The sequence below is a fragment of the Aurantiacibacter xanthus genome, assembly GCF_003584015.1.
GTDB lineage: Bacteria > Pseudomonadota > Alphaproteobacteria > Sphingomonadales > Sphingomonadaceae > Alteraurantiacibacter > Alteraurantiacibacter xanthus.
In genome coordinates, this window is the sequence record NZ_QXFM01000142.1 from 1 (window position 1) to 22098 (window position 22098).

Sequence of the window (22098 nt, forward strand, 5' to 3'; positions counted from 1 at the left end):
CGGTCCCGGCGCTGGTTAGTGACGAAGAAGGACCGACAGAATGAAGGCTACGATCTGGCACAACCCGAGGTGCGGCACCTCGCGCAACACGCTCGCCATCCTTGAGGAGCGTGACGGCGTCGAGGTCGAGGTGATCGAATATCTGAAGACCCCGCCGAGCCGTGAGAAGCTGGCGCAACTCTATGCCGATGCCGGGATCACGCCCGCGCAAGGCCTGCGCCTCAAGGGCACCGATGCCGAGGAGCGCGGCCTGCCCGATGCCGATGCCGATACGGTGCTCGATGCCATGGTGGCCGAGCCGATCCTGATCGAGCGCCCGCTGGTCGAGACCGACAAGGGCGTGCGCCTGTGCCGGCCCAAGGAGCGGGTCGAGGAGATCCTCTAGAGCGGGATGACAGAGCATTTACTCGTAAAGCCCTTCCCCTTGGGGAAGGGTTGGGGTGGGGGTTCTACGCCAGCCAGCGCCGAGCCCCCACCCCCAAGCCCCTCCCCTGGGGGAGGGGAGCAAGATGGGTCAATGCAATGTCATCAGACTTCAGGCGAAGGTATCGCTGGCCGAGGCGCTGCCGCCGGAAAGCTGGCGGTGGGTGGCGGCCAGAACCGCCACCACCACCACCGTGGCGACCATGCCCAGCAGGCCGCCGACCACGCCCTGTATCAGTTTGCCCGCCTCGCTGCCGACCGCCGAGACAAGCCCGGCCAGGATCAGCCCGGCGACAATCGAGACCACCATATAGACGACGAAGATCAGCATGAAGAACAGCAGGATACGCACGGAGTTGCCCTTCGTCAGATGCCAGCTGCGCTTCAGCACGGTGATCGGATTGGTGACCTTCTCGATGGCGATCACCGGCGCGGCGAGCGAAAACTTGATCATCGCGTAGACCATGACCACACAGGCAAGCAGCACGGCCACCGCCGCTAGCGCGGCCACGCCGCTCACCGCCGCCAGCGCCACGAAGATCACGAACAGCACCGACAGGCCGATGGTGACGATAAGGTAGGCGGCAATCGAGGGCAGCAGGCCCTTCGCGCCCATCGCAATGGCCTCGCCCACGGTCGGGCGGCCCTTGTCGCGCAGCAGCGCCAGCAGGCTGATATAGCCGATCATCTGGGCAAGGGTCGCAATCGCGAAGATCCACCAGCTATCGGAATAGGCGGCCATGACCTGTTCGCCCATCTGCTCCACCTGTTCCGCCGAACTCAGGTCGCCGGCCATCATCGCGTTGAGGTCCGGGCCGAAAATCGCCAGCAGCAGCGAGGGCAGGAAGAAGAAAATCCCGGCGACGATCGCCAGCACCTCGCGATTGGCTGCCATCATTGCAACCGCCTCGTCCCAGGCTGCCCCCATGTCGAATTTCATCACTTGATCCTCTTATTCGCGGCCACAATCGCAGCGGGGGCTTGATAAGCGCATCGGCAAGCGGCACGCAAACCCGATTATGAGCTTTCAGCCGATTGAATGGCGCCAATCCTATGCGCCGATCCCCTACCGCTCCGCGCTGGCCGAGCAGGAAGCGCGCAACAGCGCCATCGCCGCAGGCGAGGCGGGCGAACTGATCTGGCTGCTCGAACACGAGCCGGTCTACACCGCCGGAACCAGCGCCGACATCGCCGATCTGGTCGACCCGCGCTTCGACGTGGTCGAGACCGGGCGCGGCGGGAGGTATACCTACCACGGGCCGGGCCAGCGGGTGGCCTATGTGCTGCTCGACCTCGCCCGGCGCGGGCGCGACGTGCGCCGGTTCGTCCACGGGATCGAGAACTGGGTGATCGCCACGCTCGGCGACTTCGGGGTCGAGGCTTTCGCCGTGCCCGAGCGGATCGGCATCTGGACCCACGATATCGACGGGCGCGAGGCCAAGATCGGCGCCATCGGCGTACGCGTGCGGCGCTGGGTGACGATGCACGGGCTGGCGGTGAACCTGTCGCCCGACTTGTCGCACTTCGGGGGCATCGTGCCCTGCGGTATCTCGGAATACGGCGTCACCAGCATGGAAAGGCTGGGCAAGCCGCTTGCGCCCGAGCTATGGGATGAGGCATTGCGGGCGCGCAGCGGGGAGTTCCTTGCTGCGCTCGACGCTGCGGAGTGACCATGCGCCAACCGATCCTGACTGCCAGCCTGCTCGTCGTCGCCTGCGCCATGCTGACGGCCTGCGACCTGTTCAAGGGCGAGCCCGACGACAGCGCCATCGACGAAAGCAATGTGAGCGGCGAGGTGCTGGAAGGCACGATCTCCGACGACATGCTGCCGCTCGACCAGTTGCGTTCCACCGCGCCGCATGCGGTCGAGAGCGGCGCGAGCGGGAGTGCGGCGCCCTCAACCGAAGCGGCGACGGACACCGCGAGCGAACCGGCTGGCGACGGCACCGCTGACGAGACTGCGCAAGCGGACGCAGCGCCCGCCGCAGACGAAGCGGCGGACTAGCAGCGGCTCAGCAACAGCCGCGCCTGCGCCAGGTGCGGCTTTTCGATCATCGCGCCATCAAGCTGGAGCGCACCGGCCTCAGGCTGCTGCGCGAAGGCCTGAACGATGGCGCGGGCGCGGGCGATCTGCTCTTCGCTGGGGGTGAAGGCGGCGTTGATCACCGGCACCTGCGCCGGGTGAATCGCCAGCATGCCCGAAAAGCCATCGGCGCAGGCCTCACCCGCGATCCGCGCCAGCGCGTCGAGGTCGCGGAAGTCGGCATGAATGGTCTCGATGGCGGCCACTTCCTTGGCTCCGGCGGTGAGCAGCACCTGTGTGCGGACATGGCGGAACAGGTCGGTCCAGCGGCCAGCCTCGTCGCGCTTGCGCTGCGCGCCGACCGAACGGGCAAGGTCTTCCGAGCCCCAGCCAAAGCCCGCGAGGCGGTTCAGCGTGAAGCCGGGATCGGCAAAGGCGGGAATCGCCAGCGCCGCCGCCGCGCTTTCGCCGAGCATCGGCATGATCGCGATCTGGCCGCTCGGCAGTCCGGCGCGTTGCTCCAGCTCGTAAAGCTCTGCCGCCAGCATCCGCAGTTGCTCGGGCGATGTGACCTTGGGGGCAACGATCCCGTGCGGAGCGGCGGGCGCGACAGCGGCAAGGTCATCGCGCCAGTGCAGCGTGTCGAGCGCGTTGATCCGCACCCAGCGGCGCAGATGCGGGCCGGCGGTCAGCTCGGTGCGATGGACGTGCAGCCACTGCAACGCCAGTTCGCGGGCCTTCGGCTTGGCGGCCTCGGGCACGGCGTCCTCCAGGTCGATCACCACGGCATCGGCTCCGGCACCGGCGGCCTTGGCCAGCTTGCGCTCGCTGTCGCCGGGCACGAACAGCCAGGATCGGATCGGCATGGCGGGACTGCTCCTTTCTAGTCGGCGAACGACCGGGCGAACTTGGTATAGCGCACCTCGACCTCGGCGAGGTCAGGGCCGCGCAGGGCCTCGCGCGCCTGATCGTGCAGCCGTGATCCCTGCCGTGCCAGCAGCGCGCGCCGCTCGGGCGAAGCGAGTGCATCGGCGCAGTGGCGCAGCGTGTCGAACATCACTTCGGTGGCGATGGGGCTGGTGGCGACCGCGCTGGAGATCGCGCCGAAGCCGCGCTTCACATAGTGCGCGAAATCGTCGGGCAGCGGATAGATCGCGCAGGCCTTGTCCTTGTCGTCGCCATCGTCGCGCAGCATCTTGTCGAGCCTGCGCGATCCCAGTTCGGCGGTGGCCGCGCCCAGCCAGTGCAGCGCGGTGATCGCGGTGAACGGGTCGTTGATCCCCGGTGACAGCGCGCGCAGGCCGATCTCGACCAGTTCGTCGATCAGGAACTGCGGGTCTTGCTCGGGCGTGCGGGCAAAGCCGAAGGTGAAGCTGGCGCGCAGCTGCCCGGCCAGCTCATCGCTCGCCTCGGTCTCGCAGATTTCGCCCAGCGCCATGCCCGGATGGACGAAATCGCCCGTCCGCACCGACAGCGCAAAGCTGCCGCCGCCTTCGCGCATCACGCCGAGCATTTCCTCGAAGTCGATCAGCTGCACATAGCCGGTGCGCTCGGCCAGCAGCGGCTCGCCCGAGGGGCGCGCCTGCGACGGCTCGGCAGCGGCCTGTTCGGGGAAATCGTCGCGGACCATGCCGAGCAGGCGGCGGCCGATATCGTGCAGCACCTTGTTGATGCGGATGGCCGAGGGCACATGGTTGAGGAAGTAGACCAGCACGCCGACCGACAGCGCCATCAGCGCATAGGCCACCAGCAGCGAGAGCTGCGGCACGAAGCCGGGCAGGGCATCGCCCGCACCGCCAAGGGCGGGGGTCTCGTCCTCGCCGCGCACGGTGTGCAGCACGGTGAGGGCATAGACGAAGGTGCCGATGAAGGTTGCAAGGCTGAGCTGGTTGCCCTTGTCCTCCATGAAGTTGGTGAGCAGGCGCGGGCCGTAGGTGCCGCTGGCATAGGCGACCGCCGCGATCGTGATCGAGAACACCGTGGAGGCGACCCCGATCATCGACCCGGCGATGACCTGCAACATGTTCGACGCGCTTTCGGGGCGCGCGGCGATCAGCCATTTCTCGTCGGTCAGGCCTTCGACCAGCCCCGAGCGATCAATCGCCACGCACACAAAGCCGAGCACCGCCGCACCAATCGCGAACAGCGAGGGGAAGAACCAGTAGTTGGCCGTCAGGCGGGCCCAGAACCAGCGCAGATCGGCTTTCATGGCTCTTTTCAGCCAGCCGAGACCGGCCCCAGATCGCCCTTGCCAACCGAGGCGCTGGCCATTTCCAGCATCTTGTCGAGGCTGGCCTTGGCCTTCAAGCGCAGCCCTTCCTCGATCTCGACACGCGGTTCGAGGTCACGCAGCGCAACGTAGAGCTTCTCAAGCGTGTTCAGCGCCATGTAGGGGCAGATGTTGCAGTTGCAGTTGCCGTCGGCACCCGGCGCACCGATGAAGGTCTTCTCGGGCAGGGCCTTTTCCATCTGGTGCATGATGTGCGGCTCGGTCGCCACGATCAGCGTGTCGCCCGGGAAATCGCGCGCGAAATTGAGGATCGAGCTGGTCGAGCCGACATGATCGGCATGGTCGATGATCGCGGGCGGGCACTCGGGATGCGCGGCTACGGGCGCGCCGGGGTGCTGCGCCATCAGCTTGAGCAGTTCGGTCTCGCTGAAGGCTTCGTGCACGATGCAGACGCCCGGCCATAGCAGCATCTCGCGGTCGAACTTGCGGCTGAGCCAGCCGCCAAGGTGCCGGTCGGGGCCGAAGATGATCGGTTGGTCCTTCGGGATCTGCTGGAGGATCGTCTCGGCGCTGGACGAGGTGACGATGATGTCGCTGAGCGCCTTCACCTCGGTCGAGCAGTTGATGTAGGTGATCGCAATGTGATCGGGATGGCGCGCGCGGAAGGCGGCAAACTTCTCGGGCGGGCAGCTATCCTCAAGCGAGCAGCCCGCTTCCATATCGGGCAACACCACGATTTTCTCGGGGCTGAGGATCTTGGCGGTCTCGGCCATGAACTTCACGCCGCAGAACGCGATTACATCGGCATCGGTCTCGGCGGCCTTGCGGCTCAGTTCGAGACTGTCACCGACGAAATCGGCCAGATCCTGCAGCTCGGGCTTCTGGTAGTAGTGCGCGAGGATCACCGCATTACGCTCTTTGCGCAAGGCTTTGATCTCTTCGATCAGGTCGGTCCCGGCGGGAATGGTCTTCACTTCGCTCATGGGCGAATCCTCACTGCTTGTTTGGGTTGCTGTTTGTCAGCCAATTGCCCAGATGTCACCTGAACGCGTGGCCATGCCGCGCCGTTCCAGATCGATCAGGTGGGCATGTACGCTTTGCCCCGCCGCTGGCCAGAGTTTTTCGGATACGCCCTTGTACATCACCGGCACCAAAGCGGCGATGGGGCGGGCTTCTTCGGTGAGCAGCTTGACGATCTGCCGCTCGCGCGCGCGGCGGTGTCCGGCCATGCCGCGCACCAGCTGTTTGGGCTTTTCGACCGCCGGGCCGTGGGCGGGGTAATAGATGCGGTCCTCGCGGGCGTAGAGCTTGTCGAGGCTGGCCATGTAGTCGGCCATGTCGCCATCGGGCGGGACCACCACGCTGGTCGACCAGCCCATCACGTGATCGCCGGTGAACAGCGCGCCGGTCTCCTCCAGCGCATAGCACAGATGGTTCGAGGTGTGCCCCGGCGTGGAGACGGCGGTGAGGGTGAAGCCGGGGCCGGTCACCTGCTCACCCTCGGTTAGCGCGCGGTCGGGCGCATAGTCCTGATCGAACGGGGCATCGACGCGCGGTTCGTCGGAGAAGATATGCAGCGCCGCGCAACCGATGATCGGCGCGCCGGTCATCTGCGCCAGCGGGGCGGCGGCGGGGGAGTGGTCGCGGTGGGTGTGGGTGCACAGGATCGCGACCACCGGACTCTCGCCGATAGCGCGGGTAAGCGCTTCGAGATGGGCGGGATCGGCGGGGCCGGGGTCGATCACCGCGAGGCCCTCACCGGTGCCCACGAGATAGGTCTGGGTGCCGGTGTAGGTATAGGGCGAGGCATTGGGCGCGAGCACGCGCGCGACCAGCGGCTCAAGCTGTTCGACGTCGCCGGTCGGCCATTGGGCTTGCGGGGGCAGGGACATGCCCGCCATATGGCCACAACGGAGGCGGATTGCCATGAGCGACCAGTATATTTGCGTTCTCGACGAAGGCACCACCAGCACGCGGGCCATGCTGTTCACGCTGGATGGCAAGCCGAGCGGCACCGCGCAGGCCGACCTTACGCAGTTCTATCCGCGCGATGGCTGGGTCGAACACGATGCCGCCGAGATCCGCGACCGGACGCTCGCCTGCGCGCGCGAGATGGTGGCCAAGGCTGGTGGGGCCGAGCGCATCGCCGCCATCGGCATCACCAACCAGCGCGAAACCGTGGTCGCCTGGGACAAGCAGACCGGCGAGCCGCTCACCCGCGCTATCGTGTGGCAGGACCGGCGCACCTCGGAGTTCTGCGCGCAGCTGAAGGCGCGTGGGCACGAGGAGGGGGTGCGCGAAAAGACGGGTCTGCTGCTCGACCCCTATTTCTCCGCCACCAAGATGCGCTGGATGCTCGACAATGTGCCCGAGGTGCGCGCGGCGGCGGAGCGCGGGACGCTGGCTTTCGGGACGGTCGAAAGCTGGCTGGTGTGGTGCCTCTCGGGCGGCAGGGCCCATGTCAGCGATGCCAGCAACGCCAGCCGCAGCCTGCTGCTCCCGCTCGAAGGTGATACGTGGGACGAGGGGCTGTGCGAGTTGTTCGGCGTTCCGATCACCGCGCTGCCAGTGGTAGTCGACTGCGCCGGAGCCCTTGCGCAAACCACGCCCGAGCTGTTCGGCAAGGCGATCCCGATCTGCGGCATGGCCGGCGACCAGCAGGCCGCGACAATAGGGCAGGGCTGTCTCGAACCGGGCGCGACCAAGGCGACCTACGGCACCGGCGCCTTCATCCTCGCCAGCACCGGCGCTGAGGTGCCGCACTCCGACAACCGCCTGCTCGGCACCGTCCTCACCCAAATCGACGGCGCGCGGACCTATGCGCTCGAAGGCTCGGTGTTCGTTGCGGGGAGCCTGATCCAGTACCTGCGCGATAGGCTCGGCCTGATCGCCAGCGCGGGCGAGACCGAAGCGCTCGCCCGCAGCGTGACCGACAGCGGCGGGGTGGTGGTCGTGCCTGCGCTCTCGGGCCTTGGCGCGCCGCACTGGCTACCCGAGGCGCGGGGCAGTATCACCGGGCTCAGCTTTGCCAGCAGCAAGGCCCATGTGGTGCGCGCGGCGCTGGAGGCCATGGCGCACCAGACCCGCGACCTCGCCGCCGCCTTCGCCGCCGACGGCGCACGCTGGCGCGGCATCAGGATCGACGGCGGCATGGCGGCAAACGACTGGATGGCGCAGGACATCGCCGACATTCTGCAATTGCCCGTTACCCGCCCGCAGTTCGTCGAGACCACGGCGCTGGGCGCGGCGATCCTCGCGGCCCTGGGCTGCGGAGCCTATGGCACGCTGGCCGATGCGGTCTCGGCGATGACGGGCGCGGCAGACAGGTTCACGCCCGAGATGGCCCCGTCCACCCGCGCCATGCGGCTGGCGAACTGGGAACGGGCGCTGGCGAAAGTGTGACCTCTAGCCGGCGGCGAAGGCACGCCCGATGCGGCTGTGAAGGTGCTCCAGCGTGGGAGACGCGGTCTCCTCATCACGGTAGAACGCCCGGTCGAGCCGGGCCAGCCGTGCGTAGAAAATGCAGCTCGCCTCGACCACGGCCCGGGCCGGTGCGCTCAGCGCGGCCAGCTCTTCTGCCGAGCTTGCCGGCTGCGCCGCGGGCAGACGGCCGAACCGGCGCAGCTGGAACGCGTCCAGCTCGCCGTTGAAATAGGCGCGGAAGTTGAGCAGCCAGGCCATGGCGTGCATCAGCCGGGTGGTGGTCCGCAAGGCCTCGCAAGACAGGGCCATGCGCTCGCTCGTGCGTTTATCGCTCACAGCCGCCGGGCCGCCGGCATTGCGCACCGCTCGCAAGGGCGTGTGGGTGGTGCGTGTCATCGAAAACTCGGCACGGGCAGCTTCGGTCAGGCACAGCGCCTCTTCATAGAGCGCCTCGAGAATGGCGGGCGTAACGGTGGGAGCGGTTCGCATAACGCCTGAACAGCTAGCGTCGCGGTGGCGGCAGCGCCAGTAAGGTTTGGCGCGTTTTTCCAACAAGCCGCGACCTGTCCCGCCGGGGCACGGTTTTTGCCGAAAGGTTCAGGCGATGATGTCGGGCGTCAGATAGTCGGTAATGGCGGCGATCTGGTCTTTCAGGCGCAGCTTGCGCTTCTTCAGCCGCGCCACCTGCAACAGGTTGGGGCCGCCGCTTTCGGTGAGCGCGGATATGGCAATATCGAGGTCGCGATGCTCGACCTGGAGCATGGCAAGCGCCTTGCGCATTTCTTCTTCCGTCATGCGGCAATCCTGGCCATCCTCGAAGCGTTCCTCCTGTGCGATGGGCGACATATCCTTGCGTTCTACCGCTTCGCCGCAACGCGTAATTGTCCGTTTAGGACTATTGTGATTTGATGACAATTGCGCGGCTCGCCTCGCATCTCCCGGCTCCCCTGAGTCGGCCGATTGAGGCGGGTTTTCCGCGCGGTCCAAACTGCGCCGACCCCCTTGTCGGCCATGGCGAAAGGAGAACAGCCCTATGCAATCTTCCCATGTCAGTGCGCTTCAGCAAAAGCACGAAGGCCTTGACCGTCGCCTCAAGGAAGAAATGAGCCGTCCGTCGCCCGATGCGTCGCTCGTTCAGGACCTCAAGAAAGCCAAGCTCAAGCTGAAAGAAGAAATCGCGCTGCACTGACAGCCCGTAAGCGGCGCGCGGCGCTGCACCGGCACGATTTTTATTGCCGGAGCAGCCGCGCGCCGATTTGCATTTTCGCGTTCGTGCTATAGGCCTGACGGTCATGCCTTTGTCCGCCGCCTCCGCTGCCCGCACGATTCTTACCCGGCTGCACGAGGTGATGGCGGCGCGCACCCACGCGCAGGCGAAACTGAACAACGTGGTCGAGGTGATCGGCGAGACGCTCGATAGCGAAGTCTGCTCGATTTACCTCCTGCGCGAGGGCATGCTCGAACTGTTCGCCACGCGCGGGCTCAATCAGGCGGCCGTCCACGTCACCCGGCTCGGCGTGGGCGAGGGGCTGACCGGCACCATCGCCAAGAATATCGAGACGCTGAACCTCGAAGAAGCGGCCATCCACCCCGAATTCCAGTATCGCTCCGAAACCGGCGAAGAACGGTTCCATTCCTTCGCGGGCGTGCCGATCGTGCGGCGCGAGCGGGCGATTGGCGTGCTGGCGGTGCAGCATGTTGAGCCCCGGCTTTACGAAGAGGTGGAGATCGAAGCGCTGCAGACGGTCGCCATGGTGCTGGCCGAGCTGATCAACAACGCAGGCCTCGTCGATGGCGAGCAGCTCGACGGGGCGAGCAGCGCGCAGACCGGGCAGGCGCAGATCAACGGCCTGATGCTGGTGAAGGGCCTTAGTCGCGGCAAGGCGGTGTTCCACCAGCCGCGCGTCCATATCGAGCAGACCGTGGCCGAGGATATCGAGGCCGAGCGCGAAAGGGTCTATCAGGCCTTCGACCGGATGCGCGACCAGATCGAGCAGATGTCGACCCAGGCCGAATTCGGCGTCGATGGCGAGCACGAGCAGGTGCTCGAAACCTACAAGATGTTCGCCTACGACGAGGGGTGGAGCCGCCGCATCAACGAGGCGATCGATTCCGGCCTTACCGCCGAGGCCGCGATCGAGCGGGTGCAGCAGCGCACCCGGATGCGGATGCGGCAGATTCAGGACCCGCTGCTGGCCGACCGGATGCACGATCTGGAAGACCTGTCGAACCGGTTGTTGCGGATCGTCTCGGGCAAGGTCGGCACGGCGGCGACCAGCGGGCTGACCGGCGATTCGATCCTGATCGCGAAGAACCTCGGCCCCGCCGAACTGCTCGAATACGACAAGCGCCGGTTGCGCGGGGTGGTGCTGGAGGAAGGCTCGCTCACCGCCCATGTGGTGATCGTGGCGCGCGCCATGGGCATTCCGGTGGTGGGCCGCCTCAGGAACCTGCGCGGGCTGGTGCGCGAGGGCGATGAAATTCTGGTCGATGGCGACACCGGGCAGGTCACGCTGCGCCCGACGCAGGCCGTGTCCGACGCCTTCGAGGAGCGTCTCGCCCGCAGCCGCGAGCGGCGCGCGGGCTATGCCAAGCTGCGCGACGTCGAGCCGCGCACGAAGGACGGCGTGCGCATCGAGGTGATGATGAACGCCGGGCTGCGCGACGATGTGGCGATGCTGGGCATGACCGGGGCGGACGGCATCGGTCTTTACCGCACCGAGTTCCAGTTCCTCGTCTCCGCCGCCTTGCCCGCGCGCGAGCGGCAGGCGCGGCTTTACCGCGAGGTGCTGGAGGCGGCCAAGGGCAAAAAGGTGATCTTCCGCACCGTCGATATCGGCGGCGACAAGAGCCTGCCCTATCTCGTCAACAAGACCGGCGAGGAAGACGAGAACCCGGCCATGGGCTGGCGCGCGCTGCGCCTCTCGCTGGAGCGCGAGGGGCTGCTCAAGGCGCAGGCGCGCGCGCTGCTCGAAGGGGCGGCGGGGCGCGAGCTGAACGTGATGTTCCCGATGGTGTCGGAGCCGTGGGAGTTCGACGAGGCGCGCAAGGTGTTCGAACATCAGGTCGCCTATCTGCGGATGCGCAAGCACCAGCTGCCGAGCAAGATCAATTATGGCGTCATGCTTGAGGTGCCCTCGCTCGCCGAGGTGCTCGACCTGCTGCTCGACCGGATCGCCTTTGTCTCGATCGGCACCAACGATCTCACCCAGTTCCTGTTCGCCGCCGACCGTTCGAATCCGGCACTGGCCGAGCGGTACGACTGGCTGAGCCCGGCGATTCTGCGGTTCCTCGCCCGTGTGGTGAAGACCTGCGCGCCGTGGCCGGTCGATGTCGGGGTCTGCGGCGAGATGGGCGGACGGCGGCTGGAAGCGCTGGCGCTGATCGGGATCGGCCTGCGCCGCCTGTCGATCACCCCGGCCGCGGTGGGGCCGCTCAAGGAGCTGATCAGCACGATTGACACCCGCGCCCTGTCGGTGCGGATGGACGAGTGGCTGGCCCATCCTCCGCCCGATATGCGTGCCGCCTTGCGTGACTGGGCGCAGGAGCAAGGGGTCGAATTCGAGTAGGGTCTTAAAAAATGCCCTGATTTTGCTGGGGGCGTCCCTTGACTTGCCGCACGCTTGTCTTTCTTTTGGGGTAACGGTTGGTCCGGGCCGCCAGGCTGTGCGAAGCCCCAAGGGTCGCAGGTAGGATAATGACAGAAGACGAAGAGATGACCGAGGCCGTCCACGAGACGCCGCCCGCTGGCGTCGGCGCTCAGTTGCGCGCCGCGCGCGAGGCGCAGGGCAAGTCGGTGGAAGATATGGCGATGACCACGCGCATTTCCGTGCGCCATATCGAGCATCTCGATGCGGGCGAGTTCGACCTGCTGCCAGGCCGGATCTACGCCATCGGTTTCGCCAAGACCTATGCCCGGGAAGTCGGTCTCGACCCCGAGACGGTGGCCGATCAGGTCCGCGCCGAAATGGGCGAGGAACGGGTCGATCACGCGGGCTATAACGCCACGTTCGAGCCGGGCGATCCCGCCCGTGCGCCGGGGCGCAAGCTGCTGTGGTTCTCGGTTTTCGCCGTGGTGCTGTTGCTGGCGGGGCTGTTCGTGTTTGCCCGGCAGCTGTTTGCCCCGGCCGCCGATCTGCCTTCGCTGGTCGAGCAGGAACAGGCCGAGGAAGCAGCGCAGCAGGCGGCAAGTGCCGCGGCCGAGCAGGCGGCGGCGCAGGTGCCCGATGCCGGCGGCGAGGTTGCCATCACCGCCGAGGGCGAGGCCTGGGTCCGCATCGCCGATGGCGAGGGGCGCGTGCTGAAGGAAGCGATCCTCGCCGAGGGAGAGAGCTACACCGTACCTGCCGACGCGGAAAACCCGCAGATTTCCACCGCGCGGCCCGATCTGCTGGCGATCACGATCGGCGGCAAGGCGGTGCCCAAGCTGGCGGACGAAATGCGCACCATGATGAACCAGCCGTTCAGCGCCGCTGCGCTGCTGGCGCGCGGGCAGGGCGCGCAGGCGTCGGCTCAGGCGCAGGCGGAACCAGCCAGCGCGGCAACCCCGCGCTAACGGCTCACGAGCCGAAGCAGGCTCTGGCGATTGACCGGGGATTAGGGCTCCTGGCCTATTTCCCGTAGTGGTTAATCGCCTATCTTGGTTAAGGCTGGCATCTGATCCAGCGGGGGCGACATCGAGGCAGGAGGATAAGCAAGCACGATGATCCAGCAGATTGCACGGGCACGACACGGCCTGATGATGAGCGGCGCGGTGGCGCTGGCCATGGTTGTGAGCACTCCGGCAGCGGCGCAGGTCGACGCGCGGCTTGAGCGCATCGAGGCCCAGTTGCGCGCGCTTCAGCGCACCGTGTTCCCCGGCGGTGACCAGCGGTTCTTCGAACCCGAGATCACGCCGCAGAGCAACAATGCCAACACGCCCACGCCCGGCATTTCGAGCAGTGCGATGACCGATGTGCTTGCGCGCATTGCGGCGATCGAAACCCAGCTGACCCGGCTGACCGCCGCGACCGAGGTTAACGAGAACGCGCTCAATGCGCTGACCCAGCGGGTGGCGGCGATGGAAGCGGGCCGGGCGGTGACCACCCCCTCGACCCAGCCCGCGCTGCAAACCCCGGCGCCGATCTCGACGCCGACGCCCACTCCGGGCCCGACGCCGGCCCCGGCCCCGGCGTCGAACCAGCCGAGCGGCGTGATCGCGGTTCCCGGCTCGGGCACCAGCGGCCCCAGCGCCGCGCGTCTGGCCGGGGTGCAGGCCATTTCCAAACCCGCCACCGGCGATATGGGTGAGGACGAGTACACCTACGGCTTTCGCCTGTGGGAGGCCAAGTACTACCCCGAGGCGCAGCAGCAGCTGGCGCTCTATATCGAGAAGTATCCGAGCCACCGGATGATCTCCTATGGCCGCAACCTGCTTGGCCGCGCCTACCTCGATGCCGGTGATCCGCGCACTGCGGCGACGCACTTCTTCGAGAACTACCAGTCCGACAAGCAGGGTGCGCGCGCCGGCGACAGTCTGCTGTATCTGGCCGAGAGCATGATCCAGCTCGACGACACCCGCCGCGCCTGTATCGCGCTTGCCGAGTTCGGCGACACCTATCCGGCGCTGGCGACGGGCCGGTTGCAGACGATGTACGACGGGCTGAAGGGCCGCGTAAGCTGCAACTGAGCCGGTGAGCGAAGCTGTGCCGCCCGAACTGGTCGCGCGGTTTCGTGAGGCGCTGGGGCGGCTCAATCCCGAAGGGCGCCAGATCGGGCTTGCGGTGTCTGGCGGGCCCGATTCCATGGCCATGCTGCTGCTCGCGCACGCGGCGATTCCGGGCCGGTTTGCGGTCGCCACGGTCAACCATGGCCTGCGTGCGGAGGCGGCGGACGAATGCGCGCTGGTCGCTGCGGCTTGCGCGCAGCGCGGGATTGCCTGCGAGGTGCTCGCCATACGGGTGGGCGAGGGCAACGTTCAGGCCGAGGCTCGGGCCGCGCGCTATGCGGCGCTGTGTGGCTGGGCCGATGCGCAGGGCCTTGCCGCCGTCGCCACCGCGCACCATGCCGACGATCAGGCCGAAACGCTGCTGATGCGGCTCAACCGGGGCAGCGGCGTGGCGGGCCTTGCCGGGGTGCGCGAGCGCAACCAGCCGAGTGGCTTCGATTGCGCGGTCATCCGCCCGCTGCTGCACTTCCGCCGCGCCGAGCTGGCGCAGGTGGTGGCGGGCGAGGCGGTCGTGCACGATCCCTCCAACCACGATCCGCGCTTCGACCGCGTGGCGATGCGCCAGAACCTTGCCGCGTGTGACTGGCTCGATCCGCTGGCGATTGCCCGCTCGGCCAGCATTCTTGCCGAGGCCTATGAGGCGGTCGAGGCCTATGCCGATCTTCTGTGGCCGCAGGCGGTGCGGGCCGAGGGGTCGGGCTATGTCATTACCCCGGTGGCCGCGCGCGAGATGAACCGGCGGCTGCTGGCGCGGGTGCTCGAAAAACTCGGCGGCAGGCCACGCGGCGGCGATGTGGCGCGGTTGCTGATGAAGCTGGAAGCGGGCGAGGGCGGCAATGTCGCGGGCGTGCTGGCGCGGGTGAAGCGCGGCGAATGGGTGCTTGGATTGGAGCCGGTGCGGCGGGCTTGAATCAAACCTCGCTCGTCCTGAGCTAATTCCAACACCCGCTCACCCTGAGCTTGTCGAAGGGTCGCCCTTATCTTTGATCAGGTGCATGGGGCGGAAGGAAAAACAGTCCTTCGACAAGCTCAGGACGAACGGACAGGGGTTTTAGGCATATTGTAAGCTCAGGACGAGCGGAGTTTCTCACCCCATCTCTCACCCCGTCTTCAGCGAACCGCCCACACCGGTCCGCACACCATCGGTGACGATCACCACATCGCCGACCTTCGCAATATCGTAGAGCTTCGACACAAAGGCATCCGGCACCCCGATGCAGCCATGGCTGGCATAGCCGCGCTCGACCTCGCTGCCGCCGTGGATGGCAATGCCGTCCCAGGTCAGCCGCAGCGTCCAGGGCATCGGCGCATTGCCGTATTTCTCGGAAACATTGTGCCGCTCCTTGGTCAGGATCGGGAACACACCCGTAGGGGTGGGGTGCGCGGGGGTGCCCAGCATCGCGGCAGCCGCGCCGATCTCGTAGCCGGCGCGGAACACGCTGATCACGCGCGCCTGAAGATCGACCGTGATGCGCAGCGGGCCATCTGGCACGCCCGCGTCGTCCCAGTGCCACTCGCCATAGCGGATCGGCCCTTCGATCGGCAGCACGCGCTTGATGACGAAGGGATCGTTGGGATCGTAGTCGGGCGCGGCGGCAAGCGCGCGCTCGGCCTCGGCCCGCGCCTGCGGATCGACCGGATCGAACCCGTCATAATCGGCGGTGGGATCGGCCACGGCAGTAGCGTTCGCGGCGGGCGTTGCGGGGCTGTCGGCGAGCACGTCCTCGCGCGTCAGCCAGCCATCGAGCACTTCCTTGGGCTCAAGCGAGCGACCGGCCACCAGCAGCAGCGCAATCACTGCCACCAGCACGAGGCTCACGCCGCCTATCCACTTTACGCTTGCGTTCATGCACGAGGTAATGGGGCAGGGAGGTAAATATTTCCAGTGCTGCTCGCCATCCGTTCGTGCTGAGGAGGGCGAAGGCAAAGCCCGAGCCACCTTGCTCCCCTCCCCTTGTGGAGGGGTTGGGGGTGGCGGCTCGACAGCGCTGGCGTGGCCCCCCCATCCCAACCCTTCCCCGAGGGGAAGGGCTTTTTATGGCATTCCGCCCTAGGAGCGAGTGCTATCCATGCGCCCCGAACACATTGGCGATCACCGTGGTGATCCGCAGCGAGAGGCTGTGCGCCGCGTCGATCGGCTCGATGAAATTGCGGTGGATCGCCTCGTAGCCGTGGTCGGTGTTTTCGGGCCAGTCGGTGGGTTCGGTGAGGTTGAACTGGTCGATCTGCGGGAAGCTCACCGGATAGGCCCGCCTGAGCTGCGCCAGCGCCTCGTCCACGCGCAGGGTGAAGACCATCTCCAGCACGTCGTCGCGGCTGACGTCGTTGGCGCGGCTGAACACCGGCACGCTGACCGCGCGCAGGAACATGTGTTGCAGCAAGGCCAGCCGCAGCGCCTGCGCCGCGCCGATCATCCGGCGCTTCTCCTCGCGGGCCGGGTCGGGGTCTTCCTCGGGGATCAGCGCGAGCAGCCGGTGCAGCTTCATCGCATCGACCCGCAAGCGGCTCGCCAGCCGCCGGAACACGCCCGCACGGTCGTCCTTCACGAGGTATTCGCTCAGCGCCTCGCAGGCGTCGGTGAGGTGGGTTTCGGTGCCGCGATAGGGGCGGCTCGCCCAGTAGGCCGAGTTGAACAGCTCGCCAAAAGCGGCGACCGTCTTCACGCTGGCAAGGCCATTGGCGGCGCGCACCAGCCGGATCAGCTCGCGCCCACGCGGGCTTTCGCGCAGCAGCGCGGCGATTTCCTCGTAATTGCCCTCCGCCGCTTCGCCCACGCCCGCGATCACGTTGACCGGATAGCCGAGCTGCTGGAGGATCGAATTGTGCGGGATCGCGCGGATCTGGCGCAGGCTCATGTCACGGTCGGCGTTGAGGTCGCTCTGGCGGCGGCTGACGCGGCTGCCGGTCGAGTTAAGCAGGCCGAGCCCGAAAGCGGTGATCGCGCGCGAGTAGGTGCGGCTTTCGAGGTGGTCGCGTTGGTGCTCCTTGATCGCGCGGTAGAAATCGAGGCTGAGGTCGGTGCGGCGATAGAACTCGTCGGGCGCGACATCGGCATCGGTGTCGTTGGGGCGCAGCACCGCGATGCGGGTGAGCATGGCCAGCGCCAGCTCGGGGGTGGCGAACCACAGGTAGCCGTCGCCGCCCTGAAAGCTGACCTCGGGCTCAAGCGCTATCCCGGCACGCACGAAGCGGCGCTTGGCCCAGGGCGAGAGCGCCCAGTCGAGCCGGTCGGCCATCTTGGTGGGGTGCGCGCCGCGGCCCATGCTTTCGCCGTGGGTGTTGAAGATCAGCGCGCTGACATCGGTGAGGCCATTGGCGTCCATCGCCTCGGCGAGGCGGCCTTGCAGACGCTCGATCGCGAGGCTGGCGGGAAGCTGGCCGACGAAGCGTCCGGCATCCGAAAAGCCCGCCTGAATGGAGACGCGCCCGCGCTTGCGGACATAGTCCTGATATTCGGGCTCGGCGAGCAGTTCGTCAAGGAAGCGGCCGCCGTGTTCGAGCGCGGTCTCGGTCTCGAACAGGGGCGAGCAGTCGACCTTGTCGGCGATCCCGAACAGCTTGGCGAAATAGACCGCGGCGAGCACCGTGGCGGGCTCTTCGCATTCGGCGATGAGCATGCGGATCGGGGCGTCGGCGTCGATATGGGCGAGGATCTGCGCCATGGCGAGGAACTGGCGGGTGGCGGTGCTGGCCTCGATCGCGAGCGCGCCGAAGTTCGAGCGCAGCGGCTTCACCTCGGCAATGGCCTTGCGCAGGTGGACCATGGCGCCCTTGCTGGCGAGGTCGATCCTGCCTTCGGGGTCGACCCGGCGGCGGATCGCGTTGTGGAGCTGCTTGGCGTTGACGCGGAAGTGGATCCAGCCCATCCCGAGCCCGTCGGCGCGCATGGCGGCGGCGAGCGTTTTCAAGGCGATAGCGCGGTCATGATCGGCTGCGCGCGCTTCGGCCTCAAGCTGTGCGATCATGCCTTTGAGCGACAGCAGCTTGCGCGGGTCGGAAGCGGTGAGCCGGTTGGCGGCGACCGAAAGCGCGGCCGGTTCGGAGAGGTCGGCGGCGAAGTCCTGCGCCCGCTCGGCGGCATAGTCGCGCGCGGGGACCAGTTCGGACAGCAGCGGGTGCTTGGCGTCGATCCCCTCCAGCTGCGCGACATAGCGCGCCAGCCGCTCGGCCTTTTCGGCGAGGCGGAACCCGATCGAGTTCGACCAGGTGATGTCGGTCCGCCCGTCCATGTCATAGCCGACCCAGGTCGCGAACCGGAACGGCAGCGGGGCCAGATCGTGCCAGTCGCCGGGCCATTGCTGTGCGGCATGGCCAAGCAAGGTGGCGACCACCTTGTCACGTGCATCCTGCGCATTGGCGATGGCGAACATCGCGCGGTCATGCTCGTAAGCCAGCGTGACCTGCGGACGCGGCTCGCCAACGCAGGTTGCATCAATTGTGCCCGCGCCAGAGGCGCAATCGGCCAGCGCTGCGGTCTGTTTGGGGGAGAGCAGGAAGGTCGGGTGGGCGGTGAACACCGCGTGGAGTTGCGGGCGCTCCCACCGCTCCTTGAAGGCGGCGAAGGTGGGGCTGTCGAAGCTGGCTTGCAGTGCCTTGGTGTTCTCGTCCTGCGCGACGGGGGCGACGAAGCTGGACATGCGCACACAGCGGTTTTGCAGCGCGGCGACTTCCAGCTCGGCGATCATCGCTTCGCATTGGGCAAGGCTCAGCTCGCCCGCCTCGAGCTGGCGCGAGAGGTCGAGCGAGAGCTGGAACACCGGATTGAACAGCGGGGTCTGTCCGGTGTGCTCGTGCAGGTCTTGCAGGCGGGCGGTGAGGGCGGAGACGGAGGTGAGGGCCTCGCTCATCCAGCCAGGCTCGCAGCTTCTCGGGCCAGAGCCTCGATCTCGGCGGGGGTGGCGCCCTTGGGGACGACCCAGCTGCCACCCACGCACAAGACCCGCTCGATGGCGAGCCAGTCGGGCGCGGTCTTGGCCGAGATGCCCCCGGTGGGGCAGAACCTGCACTGGCCGAACACGGCGGTGAGCGCCTTCAGCGCCGGGATGCCGCCATTGGCCTCGGCGGGGAAGAACTTGAAGTGGGTGAAGCCGAGGTCCAGCCCCGTCATCAGCTCACTCGGCGTCGCGATGCCGGGGAGATAGGGCACGCCGGAGCGCTTCACCGCCTGCCCGAGGGCCTCGGTAAGGCCGGGCGAAACGATGAACTCGGCGCCTGCGGCAAGCGCGGCATCGAGCTGGTCCTTGTTGGTCACCGTACCCGCGCCGACGACCGCGCCGGGCACGAGGTTCATGCGCGTGATCGCCTCCAGCGCATCGGGGGTGCGCAGGGTCACTTCGAGCACCTTGAGGCCGCCGGCCACCAGCGCTTCGGCGATGGGGCGGGCCTGATGGATGTCATCGATCACCAGAACGGGGATGACTGGCGCCATGCGCATGATGGTTTCGATTTGGCTCATGAGAGGTCTCCGTGGCGCTGAAGGAAGGCGGCAGCTGCGCCGAACAGGCCGGGTTGAGGATGGGTGATGAGTTTGACGGGCAGCGCCGCCATCAGGCTTTCGAAGCGGCCCTTGGCGCGAAATCTCTCGGCAAAGCCCGAGCGTGGCAGATGGTCGCGCAGGCGATAGCCGAGCCCGCCCGCGATCACGACGCCGCTGGCACCCTGCCATAGCGCCGCATCGCCCGCGACCGCGCCCAGCGAGAGGCAGAACCGATCGATGGCGGCTTCGGCAAGGCTGTCGCGGTGTTCCATGCCGGCGGTCCAGATCGTGACGTCGTCCTGCTCGGCAAGCGCGCGGCCTTCCATCGCGGCGAGCGTCGCGTAGATGTCGACGATGCCGGGGCCCGACACCACCCGCTCGACCGAGACGCGGCGGTGACGCTTGCGCAGCCGGGCGACAAGCGTGTCTTCTATGGCATCGAGCGGGGCGAAGTCGGCGTGGCCGCCTTCAGTCGCCTGCACATGGGTATGGCCCGATCCGTCACGGTAAAGGTGCGCCACGCCGAGCCCGGTGCCCGGCCCGAGCACGCTCAGCGTGCCGCTGGTGGGCAGGGGCCCCTCCGGCCCGGCGAGATGGAGGAACTGATCCTCCGGCGCGCGGGCGACGGCATGGGCCACGGCCTCGAAATCGTTGACCAGTACATAGTTGTCGACGTCGAGTTTCTCGCGCACCAGCGCGGGGCGGATGATCCACGGGTTGTTGGTGAAGCGGATCACCTCGCCTTGCACCGGACCGGCAATGGCGATGGCCACGTTGCGCGGCAGCGTGCCACCCATCCGGTGGCGGAAGTCTTCCCAGGCGGTCTGGAAGCTGGCGTGATCCTCGGTATGGAGCGTGACCGGCTCTTCGAGCGTGATGGTGCCGCCCGCGCCGCTGGCGAGGGCGAAACGGGCGTGGGTTCCGCCGATGTCTACTGCAACGAGATCCATTACAGGCCTGCCGCAGCCAGCATCGGCGACGCTCCCTTTTCGGCCTCGTCGGCCAGCAGGCGATACATCGCGAACAGCTCGCGCCCGGTGCCGTCTTCGGGTTCAGGGTCAGGAGCCGGGGTGCGGGTGGAGAGATCGGCAGTGGTCGAAAGTTCGCCCGTCACCGCACACACCTTCACCACATCCCCATCACGCAGCAGGCTGAGCGGGCCGCCGCCCAGTGCCTCGGGCGAACAGTGGATCGCGCTCGGCACCTTGCCCGAGGCGCCGGACATGCGCCCGTCCGTCACCAGCGCGACCTTGTAGCCGCGATCCTGCAACACGCCCAGGGGCGGGGTCAGCTTGTGCAGTTCCGGCATCCCGTTGGCGCGCGGCCCCTGGAAGCGGACCACGACCACCACGTCGCGGTCCAGTTCGCCCGCCTTGAAGGCCTCGGCCACGGCGGATTGGGTCTGGAACACGCGGCACGGGGCTTCAATGGTGTAGCGCGAGGGATCGACCGCGCTCGACTTGAAACAGGCGCGGCCCAGATTGCCCGCCACCAGCCGCATGCCGCCATCGGGCAGGAAGGGCTCGGTGGCCGGACGCAGCATCTCGGTGTCGCCCGAGGGGCCGGGATCGCGCCAGGCGAGCGTCTCGTCGTCGAGCCACGGCTCCTCGCCATAGGTCGCCATGTCGTCAGCGCCCGAGGCGAGTACGTCGGCGTGGGCAAGCCCGGCGCTGAGCAGCTCGCGGATTACGTAGCCCATGCCGCCAGCTTCGTGGAAGTGGTTCACGTCGCCCGAGCCATTGGGATAGACCCGCGCCACCAGCGGCACGACGCTGGAGAGTTCGGCAAGGTCGCTCCAGTCGATCACCACGCCTGCCGCGCGGGCGAAGGCGGGGATGTGGATCGCGTGGTTGGTCGAGCCGCCGGTGGCGAGCAGGCCGATGGCGGCGTTCACCACCGCCTTCTCGTCAACGCAGTGGCCGAGCGGGCGGGCCTTGGCCCTGGCGAGTTCAGTCACCCGGTGGATTGCCGCGCGGTCGAGTTGCTGGCGCAGCTTGCTGCCGGGGCGCACGAAGGCCGCGCCGGGAATGTGCAGGCCCATCATCTCCATCATCATCTGGTTGGAGTTGGCGGTGCCGAAAAAGGTGCAGGTGCCGGGGCTGTGGTAGGAGCCCAGTTCGCTGTCGAGCAGCTCGGCGCGACTGGCCTTGCCCTCGGCGTAGAGCTGGCGCACGCGCTGCTTCTCCTTGTTGGAGACGCCGCTCGGCATCGGGCCCGAGGGCACGAACAGCGCGGGCAGGTGGCCGAAGCGCAGTGCGCCCATCAGGAGGCCGGGCACGATCTTGTCGCAGATGCCGAGCAGCACCATGCCGTCGTACATCGCGTGGCTGAGCGCGATACCGGTCGCCTGCGCAATAGTGTCGCGGCTGAACAGCGACAGTTCCATGCCCGCTTCGCCCTGCGTCACGCCGTCGCACATGGCCGGGGTGCCGCCCGCGACCTGCGCCGTGGCACCGGCCTCGCGGGCGTAAACCTTCAGCCGCTCAGGATAGCGATAATAGGGCGCGTGGGCGCTGAGCATGTCGTTATAGGCGGAGACGACGGCGATGTTGGGCCCGGCGTTGGTCTTGAGTGCTTCCTGATCCTGCTCGGCCCCGGCGAAGGCGTGGGCGAGGTTGGAGCAGGAGACCATGGTGCGGTCCTGTGCCTTGCCGCCTTCGCGCTCGATCAGCGCGAGATAGGCCTCGCGGGTGGGCTTCGAGCGCTCGATAATGCGCTGGGTGACGGTGGTGATGGTGGGATGGGTCATTATAGGCTCACAGAGGCATTGGGGCACAGAGGGGAAATTTCATGCGCTCGCAGAGGCGCGGAGACGC

At 67.3% G+C, this 22098-nt stretch carries 21 protein-coding genes; 9 read left to right on the plus strand and 12 right to left on the minus strand.

From position 1 onward, the window contains the following. The first annotated feature begins 40 nt into the window (after positions 1-40). Positions 41-385, plus strand: a complete 345-nt coding sequence (gene arsC, locus D2V17_RS19160) for an arsenate reductase (glutaredoxin) (RefSeq protein WP_119594752.1) — start codon at positions 41-43, stop codon at positions 383-385. A gap of 150 nt (positions 386-535) precedes the next feature. Here arsC and D2V17_RS19165 read toward each other — a convergent pair whose 3' ends face one another. Continuing rightward, positions 536-1363 carry a hypothetical protein gene (locus D2V17_RS19165; protein WP_147367478.1) on the minus strand — a complete coding sequence of 276 codons (828 nt, stop codon included), beginning with the start codon at positions 1361-1363 and terminating at the stop codon, positions 536-538. Positions 1364-1442: 79 nt separating this feature from the next. On the opposite strand from D2V17_RS19165, the gene lipB reads away from it, so the two are divergent. Beyond that, on the plus strand, positions 1443-2093 hold the full coding sequence (gene lipB, locus D2V17_RS19170) for a lipoyl(octanoyl) transferase LipB (protein WP_119594754.1): 651 nt from the start codon (positions 1443-1445) through the stop codon (positions 2091-2093). A gap of 2 nt (positions 2094-2095) precedes the next feature. Then, positions 2096-2428 carry a hypothetical protein gene (locus D2V17_RS19175; protein WP_119594755.1) on the plus strand — a complete coding sequence of 111 codons (333 nt, stop codon included), beginning with the start codon at positions 2096-2098 and terminating at the stop codon, positions 2426-2428. Here D2V17_RS19175 and D2V17_RS19180 read toward each other — a convergent pair. From D2V17_RS19180 to D2V17_RS19195, 4 genes are read right to left on the minus strand one after another with little or no spacing between them, the layout of a single operon-like run. Then, on the minus strand, positions 2425-3312 hold the full coding sequence (locus D2V17_RS19180; RefSeq protein WP_119594756.1) for an HpcH/HpaI aldolase/citrate lyase family protein: 888 nt from the start codon (positions 3310-3312) through the stop codon (positions 2425-2427). The genes D2V17_RS19175 and D2V17_RS19180 overlap by 4 nt on opposite strands. 17 nt (positions 3313-3329) lie before the next feature. Then, entirely contained in the window at positions 3330-4655 is a 1326-nt protein-coding gene (locus D2V17_RS19185) for a DUF2254 domain-containing protein (protein WP_119594757.1), read from the minus strand. A gap of 8 nt (positions 4656-4663) precedes the next feature. Beyond that, the gene (nadA, locus tag D2V17_RS19190) at positions 4664-5659 is read right to left on the minus strand and encodes a quinolinate synthase NadA (RefSeq protein WP_191229307.1); all 996 of its coding nucleotides are present in this window, start codon (positions 5657-5659) and stop codon (positions 4664-4666) included. Between the two features lie 36 nt (positions 5660-5695). After that, positions 5696-6568 carry an MBL fold metallo-hydrolase gene (locus D2V17_RS19195; protein WP_119594808.1) on the minus strand — a complete coding sequence of 291 codons (873 nt, stop codon included), beginning with the start codon at positions 6566-6568 and terminating at the stop codon, positions 5696-5698. Between the two features lie 34 nt (positions 6569-6602). Between D2V17_RS19195 and glpK the strand changes: the two genes are divergently transcribed. Continuing rightward, complete coding sequence (glpK, locus tag D2V17_RS19200) at positions 6603-8078, plus strand: glycerol kinase GlpK (RefSeq protein ID WP_119594758.1); 1476 nt, start codon at positions 6603-6605, stop codon at positions 8076-8078. A gap of 3 nt (positions 8079-8081) precedes the next feature. Here glpK and D2V17_RS19205 read toward each other — a convergent pair whose 3' ends face one another. Together D2V17_RS19205 and D2V17_RS19210 are read right to left on the minus strand one after the other, a co-directional pair. Then, the gene (locus tag D2V17_RS19205; RefSeq protein ID WP_119594759.1) at positions 8082-8588 is read right to left on the minus strand and encodes a DUF1465 family protein; all 507 of its coding nucleotides are present in this window, start codon (positions 8586-8588) and stop codon (positions 8082-8084) included. Between the two features lie 108 nt (positions 8589-8696). After that, the gene (locus D2V17_RS19210) at positions 8697-8894 is read right to left on the minus strand and encodes a YdcH family protein (protein WP_119594809.1); all 198 of its coding nucleotides are present in this window, start codon (positions 8892-8894) and stop codon (positions 8697-8699) included. A 238-nt stretch (positions 8895-9132) separates the two neighbouring features. Here D2V17_RS19210 and D2V17_RS19215 point away from each other — a divergent pair, with 238 nt between their 5' ends. From D2V17_RS19215 to tilS, 5 genes are all read left to right on the plus strand, one after another. Next, entirely contained in the window at positions 9133-9288 is a 156-nt protein-coding gene (locus D2V17_RS19215) for a DUF465 domain-containing protein (protein ID WP_119594760.1), read from the plus strand. Positions 9289-9391: 103 nt separating this feature from the next. Next, entirely contained in the window at positions 9392-11668 is a 2277-nt protein-coding gene (gene ptsP / locus D2V17_RS19220) for a phosphoenolpyruvate--protein phosphotransferase (protein ID WP_119594761.1), read from the plus strand. A gap of 128 nt (positions 11669-11796) precedes the next feature. Beyond that, positions 11797-12654: a helix-turn-helix domain-containing protein gene (locus tag D2V17_RS19225; protein ID WP_245978823.1), complete on the plus strand. Its 858-nt coding sequence runs from the start codon at positions 11797-11799 to the stop codon at positions 12652-12654. 147 nt (positions 12655-12801) lie between these two features. Further along, a complete protein-coding gene (locus D2V17_RS19230; protein WP_119594762.1) occupies positions 12802-13767 on the plus strand; it encodes a tetratricopeptide repeat protein in 966 nt (321 codons plus the stop codon). 4 nt (positions 13768-13771) lie between these two features. After that, the gene (tilS, locus tag D2V17_RS19235; RefSeq protein ID WP_245978824.1) at positions 13772-14716 is read left to right on the plus strand and encodes a tRNA lysidine(34) synthetase TilS; all 945 of its coding nucleotides are present in this window, start codon (positions 13772-13774) and stop codon (positions 14714-14716) included. 189 nt (positions 14717-14905) lie between these two features. Here the strand turns inward: tilS and D2V17_RS19240 are convergent, their stop codons facing one another. From D2V17_RS19240 to edd, 5 genes are all read right to left on the minus strand, one after another. After that, positions 14906-15655, minus strand: a complete 750-nt coding sequence (locus tag D2V17_RS19240; protein WP_119594763.1) for a L,D-transpeptidase family protein — start codon at positions 15653-15655, stop codon at positions 14906-14908. 214 nt (positions 15656-15869) lie between these two features. Then, complete coding sequence (locus tag D2V17_RS19245; RefSeq protein WP_119594764.1) at positions 15870-18653, minus strand: phosphoenolpyruvate carboxylase; 2784 nt, start codon at positions 18651-18653, stop codon at positions 15870-15872. After that, positions 18650-19261, minus strand: coding sequence for a bifunctional 4-hydroxy-2-oxoglutarate aldolase/2-dehydro-3-deoxy-phosphogluconate aldolase (locus tag D2V17_RS19250; RefSeq protein WP_119594765.1), 612 nt, complete (start codon positions 19259-19261; stop codon positions 18650-18652). The genes D2V17_RS19245 and D2V17_RS19250 overlap by 4 nt, the downstream gene beginning before the upstream one ends. Continuing rightward, positions 19258-20232, minus strand: coding sequence for a glucokinase (locus tag D2V17_RS19255; RefSeq protein ID WP_119594766.1), 975 nt, complete (start codon positions 20230-20232; stop codon positions 19258-19260). Before D2V17_RS19255 ends, D2V17_RS19250 begins: the two co-directional genes overlap by 4 nt. After that, positions 20232-22031 (minus strand): phosphogluconate dehydratase, encoded by a 1800-nt coding sequence (edd, locus tag D2V17_RS19260; protein ID WP_119594767.1) that lies wholly within the window; start codon positions 22029-22031, stop codon positions 20232-20234. Before edd ends, D2V17_RS19255 begins: the two co-directional genes overlap by 1 nt. Positions 22032-22098 lie beyond the last annotated feature (67 nt).